The 12,571-nt window shown below is 66.7% G+C and carries 15 protein-coding genes; 12 read left to right on the forward strand and 3 right to left on the reverse strand.

Features of this window, described 5'->3' with window-relative positions; genetic code table 11:
- Window positions 1–6 precede the first annotated feature (6 nt).
- From fliP to P0M04_RS02150, 3 genes are read right to left on the reverse strand one after another with little or no spacing between them, the layout of a single operon-like run.
- Window positions 7–783 carry a flagellar type III secretion system pore protein FliP gene (fliP, locus tag P0M04_RS02140; RefSeq protein WP_259448972.1) on the reverse strand — a complete coding sequence of 259 codons (777 nt, stop codon included), beginning with the start codon at window positions 781–783 and terminating at the stop codon, window positions 7–9.
- Entirely contained in the window at window positions 780–1,145 is a 366-nt protein-coding gene (locus tag P0M04_RS02145; protein ID WP_259448971.1) for a FliM/FliN family flagellar motor switch protein, read from the reverse strand. Before P0M04_RS02145 ends, fliP begins: the two co-directional genes overlap by 4 nt.
- A 5-nt stretch (window positions 1,146–1,150) precedes the next feature.
- Window positions 1,151–2,005: a FliM/FliN family flagellar motor switch protein gene (locus P0M04_RS02150; protein WP_259448970.1), complete on the reverse strand. Its 855-nt coding sequence runs from the start codon at window positions 2,003–2,005 to the stop codon at window positions 1,151–1,153.
- 351 nt (window positions 2,006–2,356) lie between these two features.
- On the opposite strand from P0M04_RS02150, the gene fliE reads away from it, so the two are divergent.
- Genes fliE through P0M04_RS02210 form a run of 12 tightly spaced genes read left to right on the forward strand, consistent with a single transcriptional unit; the run spans window position 2,357 to window position 12,558 of the window.
- Window positions 2,357–2,704, forward strand: coding sequence for a flagellar hook-basal body complex protein FliE (fliE, locus tag P0M04_RS02155; RefSeq protein WP_259449160.1), 348 nt, complete (start codon window positions 2,357–2,359; stop codon window positions 2,702–2,704).
- Between the two features lie 16 nt (window positions 2,705–2,720).
- Complete coding sequence (gene fliF / locus P0M04_RS02160; RefSeq protein ID WP_371877285.1) at window positions 2,721–4,475, forward strand: flagellar basal-body MS-ring/collar protein FliF; 1,755 nt, start codon at window positions 2,721–2,723, stop codon at window positions 4,473–4,475.
- The gene (locus P0M04_RS02165) at window positions 4,456–5,478 is read left to right on the forward strand and encodes a FliG C-terminal domain-containing protein (protein ID WP_259448969.1); all 1,023 of its coding nucleotides are present in this window, start codon (window positions 4,456–4,458) and stop codon (window positions 5,476–5,478) included. The genes fliF and P0M04_RS02165 overlap by 20 nt, the downstream gene beginning before the upstream one ends.
- Entirely contained in the window at window positions 5,475–6,167 is a 693-nt protein-coding gene (gene fliH / locus P0M04_RS02170) for a flagellar assembly protein FliH (protein ID WP_259448968.1), read from the forward strand. Before P0M04_RS02165 ends, fliH begins: the two co-directional genes overlap by 4 nt.
- Window positions 6,164–7,480 carry a flagellar protein export ATPase FliI gene (gene fliI / locus P0M04_RS02175; RefSeq protein WP_281042361.1) on the forward strand — a complete coding sequence of 439 codons (1,317 nt, stop codon included), beginning with the start codon at window positions 6,164–6,166 and terminating at the stop codon, window positions 7,478–7,480. The genes fliH and fliI overlap by 4 nt, the downstream gene beginning before the upstream one ends.
- Window positions 7,477–7,929 carry a flagellar export protein FliJ gene (gene fliJ, locus P0M04_RS02180; protein WP_259448967.1) on the forward strand — a complete coding sequence of 151 codons (453 nt, stop codon included), beginning with the start codon at window positions 7,477–7,479 and terminating at the stop codon, window positions 7,927–7,929. The genes fliI and fliJ overlap by 4 nt, the downstream gene beginning before the upstream one ends.
- A gap of 14 nt (window positions 7,930–7,943) precedes the next feature.
- Complete coding sequence (gene fliD, locus P0M04_RS02185; RefSeq protein WP_259448966.1) at window positions 7,944–9,410, forward strand: flagellar filament capping protein FliD; 1,467 nt, start codon at window positions 7,944–7,946, stop codon at window positions 9,408–9,410.
- A gap of 10 nt (window positions 9,411–9,420) precedes the next feature.
- The gene (fliS, locus tag P0M04_RS02190; protein WP_259448965.1) at window positions 9,421–9,810 is read left to right on the forward strand and encodes a flagellar export chaperone FliS; all 390 of its coding nucleotides are present in this window, start codon (window positions 9,421–9,423) and stop codon (window positions 9,808–9,810) included.
- The gene (locus tag P0M04_RS02195) at window positions 9,803–10,141 is read left to right on the forward strand and encodes a hypothetical protein (RefSeq protein ID WP_259448964.1); all 339 of its coding nucleotides are present in this window, start codon (window positions 9,803–9,805) and stop codon (window positions 10,139–10,141) included. Before fliS ends, P0M04_RS02195 begins: the two co-directional genes overlap by 8 nt.
- A 2-nt stretch (window positions 10,142–10,143) precedes the next feature.
- Window positions 10,144–11,295, forward strand: a complete 1,152-nt coding sequence (locus P0M04_RS02200; RefSeq protein WP_259448963.1) for a flagellar hook-length control protein FliK — start codon at window positions 10,144–10,146, stop codon at window positions 11,293–11,295.
- Window positions 11,296–11,341: 46 nt separating this feature from the next.
- Entirely contained in the window at window positions 11,342–11,803 is a 462-nt protein-coding gene (locus P0M04_RS02205) for a flagellar basal body-associated FliL family protein (protein WP_307727107.1), read from the forward strand.
- Window positions 11,804–11,826: 23 nt separating this feature from the next.
- On the forward strand, window positions 11,827–12,558 hold the full coding sequence (locus tag P0M04_RS02210; protein ID WP_259448961.1) for a FliA/WhiG family RNA polymerase sigma factor: 732 nt from the start codon (window positions 11,827–11,829) through the stop codon (window positions 12,556–12,558).
- The last annotated feature ends 13 nt before the right edge of the window (window positions 12,559–12,571 follow it).

The raw sequence follows: 12,571 nt of genomic DNA on the forward strand, positions 1-12,571 counted from the left end.
TGAATGCTAGATGCCGTGGATGCTGCCGACCAGCGTATTCACGGTCAGGGTCCAGCCATCGACGAGCACGAACAACAGGAGCTTGAACGGCAGCGAGATGACAAGCGGCGACAGCATCATCATGCCCATCGCCATCAGCACCGACGACACCACAAGGTCGATGATCAGGAACGGAATGAACAGCATGCAGCCGATCTGGAACGCGCTCTTGAGCTCGGACAGCACGAAGGCGGCCATCTTCACCGTGAAGCCGCGGTCCATCGGCTTCATCTCGGCCGGCTCGCCGGCCAGGTGCGCGATCTGGGCCAGCGCCGTCTTGCTCGTCTGGGCCAGCATGAAGCGCGACAGCGGCACTTCGGCGATCTTGAGCGCCTGCTCCAGCGAGATCTTGTCCTTGTCGTACGGGACGAAGGCCTCGTTCCACACCTGTTCGCCGACGGGACGCATGACGAGCAGGGTCAGGATCAGCGCGACGCCGGTGATGATCCGGTTGGGCAGGCCCTGCTGCAGGCCCAGGGCCTGGCGCAGCAGCGACAGCACGATCACGAAGCGGGTGAAGCTGGTCATCATCATGACCAACACGGGCAGCAGCCCGAGGATGGTCATCAGGACCAGGATCTGCGACTTCACCGTGAGGCCGCTGGACGAGCCGGGGATCACGCCGGGCAGGACGTCCGGTCCCGCGGGCGCGGCCCATGCACTCGCGCCGGCCAGCAACAGTACGGCGCCCGCGATGGCGGGCGCGAAGCGGCGCAAACGGGCGCCGCCGATGTGCAACGTCATGACGTGATCAGGTCCAGGTTGAGGCCGTCCAGGTCGATCACCTTCAGGCCGTACTGCTCGCCCGCGACGACCACTTCGGCGCGCCCGATCGCGGCGCCGTTGACCTTGATGACGAGCGGCTCGCCCGCCATGGCGTCGAGCGGCAGCACGCTGTCCGGGCCGATCGCCATCAGTTCCTGCAGCGAGATGCGGGCCGAGCCCACTTCCAGCGTCAGCGTCACCGGGATACGGCGCATCATCTGCGGCAGGCGCGGCGCGGCTTTCGGTGCCGGAGCCGCATTGGCCTTACCTTCTGCGGCTTCTTCCGACAGCTCGTCGTCGATGAGGATATCGCCACCGGCGAATTGATCGTTCAGGTTCATGTTGATTACTCGGCGTCTTCAAAAGAGGTTAAACACAGCTTGCCTTTGTGCTCGGCGACGGCGGCGGTGAACAACCGCGCCTCGTCGAGCAGGACGTCGGCCCGGCCCACGTTCACCGGGATCACGTCGCCCACCTTCAGGTCGAACAATGCGCCCAGGGTGATTTCCTTGCTGACCAGGCGGCCGTCCAGTTTGACCTGGAGTTTGGTCGCAAGCGGCTCGGCCGGTCCGCGCGCGGCGGTCGGGCGGCCACTTTCCGGGCGCAGCGTGCCCAGGATCATGGCCATCAGTTGCTGGTCGGGCGCGATCCAGAACTGGCCGGTGTTATCGTTGTTGTCACGGACCTGCACGCGCAGGGCCCAGTTGCTTTCGCCGGGCATTGCCGAAGGCACCACGGCATTGGCCTGGACGGGCCGCGGTGCCACGTCCATTGCCACACTGGCAGCGACGCGTGCATACAACAGATCCACCATTTGTTGCGTTAGTACGACGCCCAATCTTTCTTCAGTGGCCGTCACACGCTCGGTTTGCGGGTCCCGCTGAGTTGCGCCGGCGCCACGTCCACCGTAGCGTCGCTCCAACAGTGTCAGTAATAAACCACGCTCGAAAGTCACCGCGACGGTACCGAGAGCACCCAGTACGGCCATCCAGCGCAGGCTCATTTCTTGCGGCACGCGGCCGAATTCAACGGTATCGAGACGCCATCCGGCCCAGTAGCGGCGCGCGCTGCCTTGCATGGCAGCGTCCAGGTCTTCCTGCAGACGCGCGGCGAACAGGGGCAGCAGATGTACCGGACGCCCTAGAAGACAGGGGTCGAGCACTTGGTGCTGCAGGGTGGTGTCGGGGTTTGCAATCGGCATGGTCAAATTAAAAAAATGATAAGCAGAGATGCTTTCTTTTCATTCCTCTGGGCAACAATTATACCCGGGAAATTGTGTCACGCCATTTGATTTTCCCCTTTGAATTCGCCATTGCCCTACGGTAAGATACGGTCACTGCGCTGGGGAAATCAAAAATTCTCTCTGGGTATCGGACGGGACCGCTGCTATTCTCCTCGGTTCGGCGCCAGAAACCAAGCCACAGTATGACACTGAAAATTTAACAATTTTCTTAATGTCAACGGTAGTTGCAAAGAATGTAACACCAGTCTTCTAAGCAATATTTACCTAAAGTTACAATCCGCAAACTTAAGCATGGGAGCGACGACCACGATGGGAACTGAACTTGCCGGCCTGATCCGGGCCGACCTGGCAGCCCTCAGCAACGATGCCAACCGCCTCGCCAGCGTGGCGCCGGCGGCCAATGCCGGCCACCCTGCCCTGGGCGATGGCACCGGCGACTTCTCCTTCGCGCAGAGCATGAAGAATGCCCTGGTCAGCGTGGACCAGGACCAGCAGGTGGCCAACCAGAAGATGGCCGACGTGGACAGCGGCAAGAGCGACGACCTGGTCGGCGCCATGCTGTCGTCGCAGCAGGCCAATCTTTCCTTCTCCATGCTGATGCAGGTCCGTAACAAGGTGATGGGTGCCGTGGACGAGCTGATGAAGCTGCCGGTGTAACGGGAACGAACCGAACGTGATTGCTACTCTCAAGTCCGCCATCGGCGGCAAGCGCCTGGCCCTGCCGCCCGCGTTGACCAAGAACCTGACCCCGATGCTGGTGCTGGCCATCGGCATCACCGCGGCCGTCATGCTGTACATGTGGAACGACCAGGCCGGCTACAAACCGGTGTTCGGCGCCCACGAGAAGGTCGCCGCCAGCGACATGATGACGGTGCTCGACGCCGAACACGTGCCCTACCGCATCCACCCGGATTCGGGCCAGGTCATGGTGCCGACCGGCCAGCTGGGCAAGGTCCGCATGCTGCTGGCCGCCAAGGGCGTGACCGCGCAGCTGCCGGCCGGCCTGGAGCTGATGGACAAGAACGACCCGCTGGGCGTGTCGCAGTTCGTGCAGGACGTGCGCTTCCGCCGCGGCCTGGAAGGCGAGCTGGCGCAGTCGATCCTCACCCTGGACGCCATCGCCTCGGCGCGCGTGCACCTGGCCATCGCCAAGTCCTCGTCGTTCGTGTCCAGCGACGGCGACAAGTCGTCCGCCTCCGTCGTGGTGGCGGTCAAGCCGGGCCGTACGCTGTCGAACGAACAGATCGCCGCGATCGTCAACATGGTGTCCGGCAGCGTCGCCGGCCTGGCACCGGCGCGCGTGTCGCTGGTCGACCAGAACGGCAACTACCTGTCGTCGCGCGTGGACCTGACCGAAGGCTTCGACGGCGCCGCCCAGGGCGATGCCGCCGCCAAGCGCTACCAGGATGAAGTGCGCGCCAACGTGGCCGGCCTGCTCGGCCCGGTGCTCGGCGCCGACAACTTCAAGGTCAGCGTGACGGCCGACGTCGACAACGACAAGGTCGAGGAAACGCAGGAGAAATACGGCGAAGCCCCGAAAGTCACCAGCGAAGCGATGCGCGAGGAGATGGAAAAGAGCCGCATGGCGCTGGGTGTGCCGGGCACGCTGTCGAACCGTCCCCCGGTCGCCGCCAATCCGCCGGCCGATCCGAACGCCGCCGCCAACGGCGCCGCCGGCGACGCGAACGCCAAGGCCGACGACGGCAGCGCCCGCAAGAACGCGACGACCCGCCAGTACGCCTACGACCGCGCGATCACGCAGATCAAGCGCTCGCGTGGCCGCCTGAAGAAGCTGTCGGTGGCGGTGGTGCTGAACAACGCCAAGGCCACGATGCCGAAGACGGGCTGGACCCCGGCCGAGATCGCCAACATCGACAAGATCCTGCGCGGCGGCCTGGGCATCGACGCCACCCGCGGCGACGTGCTGACGGTGTCCTCGCTGTCGTTCCCCGCCCCGGTCGCGGTCGAGCCGTGGTACCAGGAGCGCGACAACATCGTCGACATGGTCCGTTACGGCATGTACGCGCTCGGCGCCCTGTTCGGCTGGCTGCTGATCCTGCGTCCGCTGATGCGCATGCTGAACCAGCGCGTCGCGCCGCAACCGGCAGCGGCAGCCGCAGCACCGAACCTGGCGACGGTGCAGGCCGGCGCAAGCAATGCCCTGCCGGGCACGCACAACGCCGGCGCACTGCCGGCCCCGGGCGCCACCGCAGCAGCGGGCGCCCTGCCGGGTGAACCGACGGCGGCATCGGCCAGCGGCACGCTGCCGGTCCAGGCGCTGCTCGAGGAATACGATTTGCCCCCGGCCGGCTCGGCCGTGGATGTGATGGTCGACCATCTGAAGGTCCTGGCGGGTAAAGAGCCGGAGCGGGTGGCGGAAGTGGTCAAACAATGGGTGCAAAAGAAAAATGGCGGATCTGAACAATAACGACGTGCAGGAAGCAGTGCTGAGCCCGGTCGAACAGGCCGCGATCGTGTTGCTGTCCATCGGCGAAGAACCGGCCGCGGCCGTTCTGCGCTGCCTCGAACGCGAGGAATTGATCGAGCTGACCCAGGTGATGAGCCGGATGAGCGGCATCAAGGTCGACGCCGTGAAGAACTCGATCCAGAAGTTCTTCGACGACTACCGCCAGCAAAGCGGCCTGCACGGCGCGTCGCGCAGCTACCTGAAGCGTTCGCTCGACCTGGCCCTGGGCAGCGAGATCGCCAATTCCGTGCTGAACACGATCTACGGCGACGCGATCCGCCCGATGATGGCGCGCCTGCAGTACGCGTCGCCGAAGTGGCTGGCCGACTACATCGCCGCCGAGCACGTGCAGATGCAGGCCGTGTTCCTCGCCTTCCTGCCGCCCGCGCTGGCCGGCCAGATCATCGACGCGCTGCCGGAAGGCGGCCGCGAACTGGTCCTGCTGAACCTGGCACGCCTGGAAGAGATCGACCGCGACCTGCTCACCGAGCTGGAAGAGCTGGTGCAGCGCTGCCTGTCCGCGCTGGACACGCAGAGCGCCACCGTGGAAGGCGTGCGCCAGGCGGCCGACATCCTGAACCGCCTGCCGAACAACCGCGCCACGATGGTCGAGCTGCTGCGCGCGCACGACCCGGACGTCGTGTCCAGGATCGAGATGTCGATGTACGACTTCTTCATCCTGTCGACGCAGACCGAACAGACGATCACCCGCCTGCTCGACGAGATCCCGCTGGAGCAGTGGGCCATCGCGCTCAAGGGTGCGGAACCCGCGCTGCGCGACGCGGTGCTCGGCGCGATGCCGAAGCGCCAGGCGCAGAGCTTCGACGACCTCATGAAGCGTTCCGGCCCGGTGCCGATGTCGCGCATCGTGCAGACCCGCCAGGAGATCATGGCGCAGGTCAAGGAGCTCGTCGACAACGGTGAAATCGAAGTCCAGCTGTTTGCCGAGGCGACTGCCGAATGAAGCAGTTCCGGCCTTACCACTTCCCGCCGCTGGCGCAGTTCATCGCCGCCGGCGCGGCCAAGGGCGCGCAATCGTCGTCCTCCGCCACGCCGACCGAGGACTGGCAGAGCGCGGTGGCCGACGGCTATCGCCAGGGCCAGCGCGAAGGCTATGAAGTCGGCCTGGATGAAGGCCGTGCCGACGGCTACGACGCGGGCCATGCCGAAGGCGTGGAGCGCGGCATCGCCGAAGGCCGCCAGCAGGCGCTGGCCGAGCTGGAACAGATGGCCAAGCCGGTCGACGCCATGCTGCGCAGCCTGAAGAAGATGAAGACCGAATTCCGCAACGCCCAGCGCAAGGAAGTCGTGGACCTGGTCGGCAAGATCGCCCGCCAGGTGATCCGTGCCGAACTGGCGCTGCAACCCGTGCAGATGCTGAACCTCGTCGACGAGGCGCTGGCCGCGATGCCGCCCACGCGCGACGAGGTGGAAGTGTTCATGAATCCGGAAGAACTCAAGCGCATCCAGGAACTCGATCCGAAGCGCGCCAAGAAGTGGAACCTGATGTCCGATCCTGCCCTGGACCTGGGCGAGTGCCGCGTGCGTGCGGGCGACCATGAAGTGGACGCCGGCTGCCAGAACCGCCTCGCCGCCTGCATGACGCAAGTGCGTGAAAGCCTGGATACCGCCGCGAAGGAGGACGCCGAGTGAGCGCACTGGCCGAAACTCTGCGCGCGCTCGAGATCAAGGCGCCGCCGGTCGCGACACCCACCGGGCGCCTCGTCGCCGTGCAGGGCCTGCTGCTCGAAAGCGTGGGCTGCCGCCTGCACACGGGCCAGCGCTGCCGCGTCGAGACCGTCGACGGCTCCTGGCTCGACGCGCAGGTCGTGGGTTTCCGCGACAAGGTCACGTACCTGATGCCGTTCAAGCAGGCCGACGGCCTCGTGACCGGCGCACGCGTGCTGCCGGCCACGGGTCCGTCCAGCATCCAGATCGGCCCGTCGTGGATGGGCCGCATGGTGAACGGCCTGGGCGAACCGATCGACGGCCGCGGCAAGCTGGGTGGCGACGAGACCCTGTCGACGACGCCGCCGAAGGTCAACCCGCTGCGCAAGGCGCCGGTGGAAGAACCGCTGGACGTCGGCGTGCGCGCGATCAATTCGATGCTCACGATCGGCAAGGGCCAGCGCGTCGGCCTGATGGCCGGTTCCGGCGTCGGTAAATCGGTGCTGCTCGGCCTGATCACGCGCCAGACCGTGGCCGACGTGATCGTCGTGGGCCTGATCGGCGAGCGTAACCGCGAGGTGCGCGAATTCATCGAGAAATCGCTCGGCCCGGAAGGCCTGAAACGCGCCGTCGTCGTCGTGGCGCCGGCGGACGAAAGCCCGCTGATGCGCGTGATGGCGACGGAACTGTGCCATTCGATCGCGGCGCACTTCCGCGACCGCGGCCAGAACGTGCTGCTGCTGTGCGATTCGCTGACGCGCTACGCGATGGCGCTGCGCGAAGTCGCGCTGTCGCTGGGCGAGCCGCCGGCCACGCGCGGCTACCCGCCGTCGGTGTTCTCGAACCTGCCGCAGCTCGTCGAATCGGCCGGCAACGGCGAAAACGAACAAGGCAGCATGAGCGCCATCTATACCGTGCTGGCGGAAGGCGACGACCAGCAGGATCCGGTCGTCGACAGCGCCCGCGCGATCCTCGACGGCCACATCGTGCTGACGCGCGAGCTGGCCGAACGTGGGCACTACCCGGCGATCGACGTCGCGCAATCCATCAGCCGCTGCATGGCGCAGGTGGTGTCGCCGGAGCACTCCCTGGCGGCACGCAAGCTGAAGGCGGCGCTGGCGAAGCATGCGCGCGTGCGCGACCTGATCCCGCTCGGCGCCTACCAGCCCGGCGCCGATCCCGAGACCGACCGCGCCGTGAAGCTGCACCCGCATATCGAGGCGTTCCTGTGCCAGGGCACGCGCGAAGACGCGCCGTTCGAGGCCTGCGTCGATCAACTGAAAGCGATGATGGCATGAGCAAGCGCGAAACGATCACCAGCCTGGACACGCTCGTGCGCATGCGCAGCACCGAAGTCGAACGGCTGCAGACGGCAATGGCCAAGAAGGAAGCGACGCGTGCGCGCTACCAGGCCAGCGTGGAACGCCTGACGGCGCTGGCGGAAGGCAGCGGCCCGTCCGGGCAACCGGCCGGCGCGCGCGCACTGTCGCCGGCGCTGGCCATCAACTGCGGCAATTACAAGCAGGCCGTGTTCGCGCTGGCGGACACGCACCGGACCGACCTGCAACTGCACGAGGCCGACATGGCCGTCGCGCAGAAAAACCTGGCCCAGGCCTGGACGCGGCGCGAGCTGCTGGGCAAGGTGCTGGAGCAGCACGAGACCGCGTATGCACGCGCGCAGGAACGCACGCAGCGCAAACGCGAAGACGAGATCGCCACGCAGTCGTGGCTGGCAAAGAACGTATAAGCAGGAGAACCGATATGGCATCGAACGCGATCACCGCCCCCACCTACGACCCGACCAGCACCGCCAAGGCCCTGGCCGACAAGTACATCTCGGGTGCGCAGACCCAGCTGACCAACCAGACCAAGGCGGCGAGCGACACGGCCAAGGCGCTCTCGACGCTCAGCGGCGCGATCTCGACCTTCCAGACGTCGCTTGCCTCCCTGGCCGGCATCGGCCATTCGATGCTGGCCCAGAGCGCAACCCTGTCCGACACGACGCTCGGCACGGCCACCGCCAAGTCGACCGCGACGCCCGGCACCTACAGCGTGTTCGTCAAACAGGTTGCCACGCCGAGCCAGCTCGCGTACAACGTGGCCGACTACGACCTGAGCGGCGAACAGCAGCCTGACGGCACCTACCAGCCCGGCATGCTGAAGCTGAACCTGGCCGACCCGGCCGATCTCGCCGCGACCCCGGTCACCATCAACGTCGACCTCGCCGCCGCGGACGCGGACCATAACGGCACACTCACCGCACGCGAACTCGCGGCCGCCATCAACCAGTCCGGCGACAATGCCGGCAAGGTAACGGCCGGCATCGTCACGATCGGCACCGGTCCCACCGCCACGTCGCGTCTCGTGCTGACGTCGACGAAGACCGGCGCCGCCAACACCATTTCGCTCGATACGAGCGGCGTGCTCAACGCCAACCTGAAGACTGCCCTGGACGCTGCGCCGACGGTCACGAGCACGGCCCAGGACGCCATCGTCAATTTCGGCGATCCCAGCGATCCCACGACGGAAGTCAAGCAGGCGTCGAACACCTTCACGAACATCGACGGCGTGGCGTTCACGGCAACCAAGGCCCAGGCCCCGGGCGCCACGCCGATCACGCTGACGGTCGGCAGCGACACCAGTGGCACGACGGCGAACGTGCAGGCTTTCGTCGACGCCTACAACAAGCTCAAGAGCGCACTCGACGGCCTCGTCTCGGCGGGCGATCCGGACACCAATACCGCTGCCGGCGCGTTCGCGCACGACGCGGGCGTGACTGCGCTGCGCAACCGCGTCATCGACCTGCTGCGTCCGAGCGGCGTGCTGTCGCTGGCCAGCTACGGCATCACGGCCGCCCGCGACGGCACCATCACCCTGGATTCGACCCGCCTGCAAAAGCAGCTGGCCGTCAATCCGACCGGCCTCGACACGCTGATCGGCTCGGCCAGTGCGTCGGCGCCGTCCGGCGTGTCGGGCGCCCTGAACACCTACCTGAATACGTGGACTAAAGGGACCACCGGCACGACCGGCCAGATCAAGCAGCGCACCGATGCCAACACCACGCTGCAGACGAGACTGACCAGCCGCCAGGCGGACCTCGACACCAGGTACGACGCGGCGTACCAGCGCTACCTGAAGCAATACACCGCCCTGCAGGCCCTGCAGTCGACCATGCAAAACAATTCTTCGATGTTCAGCGCGCTGTTCACCAGCGACTCATCCAACTGAGAGATTCGAGATGTCTTATACCGAAGCCTACAGCAGCTATCACGCCACCAGCCTGGACGCGCAAACGTCGCGCGCCTCGCCGATCGAACTCGTCCTGGTGCTGACCGATGGCCTGCTCGACGAACTGGCGCGCGCCCGTGCACACATCGTGGCCAAGCGCTACGAACAGCGCGCCCACAGCATCAACAAATGCGTCGACATCATCAACGGCCTGTCCAGCTCCCTCGATTTCGAGACCGGCGGCCAGGTCGTCGCCAACCTCGCCAACCTGTACGACTTCTGCGTCACGCACCTGCATGGCGCGGGCGTCAAGCAGGACCCGGCGATGATCGACGAGGTCGTGCGCATCATGACCACCATCCGCCAGGGCTGGGCCGGCGTACAGGCGCGCAATGGCTGACAAGACCGACCGGCAGGCACGGCTGGCGCACCTGGATCGCTTAACTGAGAACTTGCAGGACGCCGCCGCGCGCGAAGACTGGGACCGGCTGGGCGAACAGGCCCGTGCCCTCTTCCCTGCATTGCGCGCGCTTGCCGCACAGGGGCCGTGGAGCGCCGCGGAACGCGCCGCGCTGGAACGCGTGCGTGCCCAGCACGACGCGGCCGCGCGCCACGTGGCCGCCGCCGCGCGCGCGCTCGAACCGCGCCTGGAAGAGATGCGCGCCAACAAGGACGGCTGGATCGCCTACGCGATGCACAGCGAAACAGAATCGGGCGCAAGCCAGGAATGACCATGATGCTCAATACCGTAAACCCGTCCACGTCGACCCTGCCGGCCGCCAAGCAGGCGAATGCCCCGGCTGGCGCCAAGGACGCACCGACCGCGGCGGCACCCGCGCAATCCACGGCCGACGGCGCCGCGCCGGCGCCGGGCAAGACGTTCGCCCGCTGGCTCGGACTGCAGAACGGCGCCGGCGCCCAGGCGCCGGCTGCCGCCGTGGCGGATCCGGCGACGGACGCAGCCGCGCAAGCGAGCGCGTCCACCGATGCCCCGAGCGCCGCGGTGACCGACACTGCACCAGTTGACGATGCCGCCACGCCGGACAATCCGCTGCTGGCCGCGATGACGATGCCGCTGATGCCGCTGTCGCCGCAACAGGTCACCCAGGCTGTGCAGGCTGCCCAGGGCAGCGCGCACGCCGGCACCGACGATGCCGGCAAGGCCGACACGCCGGCGCAGCCGCCCGCCGTCTCCGGCCAGGATGCCCGCCGCGCATCGATCGCCCTGCCCCAGGCTGTGCTTGCGCAAGCCGCCCAGCAGGATACGACCGCCGCCAACGTGCGCCTGGCCGTCCAGGGCAATGCCGCCAACGGCAACGCCGGCACCGGCGGCCAGGATGCCGGTACGGACGGGTCGGGTGCGCAGGGCGTGCAGCCGGGCACGGCCACGGCCGCGCCGGTCGCGGGCGCCGTGCCGCTGCCGGCAGCCCAGCCGGCCGCCGACACCGTCAAGCTGGCCGGCCCGCCGACCGCGTGGCGCCAAACTCTGCAGGAAACGCTGGGCGACCGCCTGAACGTCCACGTCGCGGGCAACGTGCAGCAGGCCACGATCAGCATCGAGCCGCCCCAGCTGGGCCGCATCGACATCGCGATCCGCCACAGCGCCGGTACGCTGGAAGTGAACATCTCGGCCACCAACGGTGACGTGCTGCGCCAGCTGCAGACCGTCAGCGACAACCTGCGCAACGACCTGTCGCAGCGCCAGTACACGGAGGTCGCCGTGACGGTGACGCCGGCACCCAAGAACAATGCGGCGCCGTTCAGCGACCCGCAGCAGCAGGGCCGCGGCCGCCAGCAGGGCCGCGACCAGGACAACGAGCCCGGCCGTGGTCTGGCCGAGGCCGGCAACCCCGCGTCCGTGTTCAATCTCGGCCGCGACTCGTAAGCACACGAATTGATAGCGCCTCGGCGCAAGTACCAACATGAGCAAAATGAAAATGATTATTGCCATCGCCGGCGCCGTGATCGTGAGCGCGGCCGGTGCGGGTGGCGCGGTCTGGTGGTTCATGCCCAAGCCCGCGGCAGCCGCCGGTGCGGCGAAAAAAGTGGAAGCGGAAAAGGCCAAGGAAGGCAAGCCGGTCAAGTACGTGACGCTGGACAAGGTCATCGTGATGCTGCGCCGCGGCCCGGAAGACAGCGACACGCATTACCTGTCGACCGACCTGGTGCTGTCGACCGAAGTGGCGAAGGAAAAGGAAACGAAGGAAAACCTGCCGCTGCTGCGCAGCCTGGCGGTGCGTACCCTGTCGGCCTACACGATGAAGGAAGCGGCCGGCATGACGGTGGAACAGTACGCGGAAGAACTGAACAAATCCTTCGACGCCAATTATGAGCACGAACACACGGAAAAACCGTTCGTGCAAGTCATGATCGGCAAGCTGATCATCGAATAACCATCGGGGACAACGTGGGTTACATGACCGACTACGCCGACAGCTACGCCAACAGCGAATACGCCGACGCCGCCATCCACGCGGCCATGAGCGCGGCCGAAGAGCAGAAACACCTCGTCGCGTACGCGCCGCTGGTCAAGCGCATCGCGCGCCAGCTCACGTCGCAGGTGTCGGGCGCGATGGGACGCGAGGACATGGAGCAGATCGGGTTGATGGGCCTGCTCGAAGCGCTGCGCCGCTACGGCACCCCGGATACCGGCTTCGCCAGTTACGCATCGCTGCGCGTGCGCGGCGCGATCCTCGACGAACTGCGCCGCCAGGACTGGCGTCCCCGCGCCGTGCGCCAGGACAGCCACAAGATGCGCGACGCCGTGCGCGCCCTCACCCGCAAGCTCGGCCGTGAGCCGAACGACAAGGAAGCGGCGGACGCGCTCGGCATCAGCCAGGAAGACTGGCGCCAGTTCCTGCTGGACGACGTCGCCGAGGAGCTGCTCAGCTTCGACGACGTGTTGCAGGAAGCGACCGAGCGCGCCCACAACGCGCCCGGCCCGGAAGAACAGTTCATGGTGCGCCGCAGCCTGGAGCAGGCGCTGGGCGCCCTGAACGAGCGCGAGCAGCGCGTGATCCAGATGATTTATGAATTCGAGCTCAGCTACAAGGAAATCGCGGCCGTGCTCGACCTGTCCGACGCCCGCGTGTGCCAGCTCAACAAGAGTGCGCTGGCCAAGATGAAGGCGGCGCTGGCCCAGGCCTGAACGACCCGACAAG

The organism is Telluria mixta (assembly GCF_029223865.1).
Classification (GTDB): domain Bacteria; phylum Pseudomonadota; class Gammaproteobacteria; order Burkholderiales; family Burkholderiaceae_D; genus Telluria; species Telluria mixta.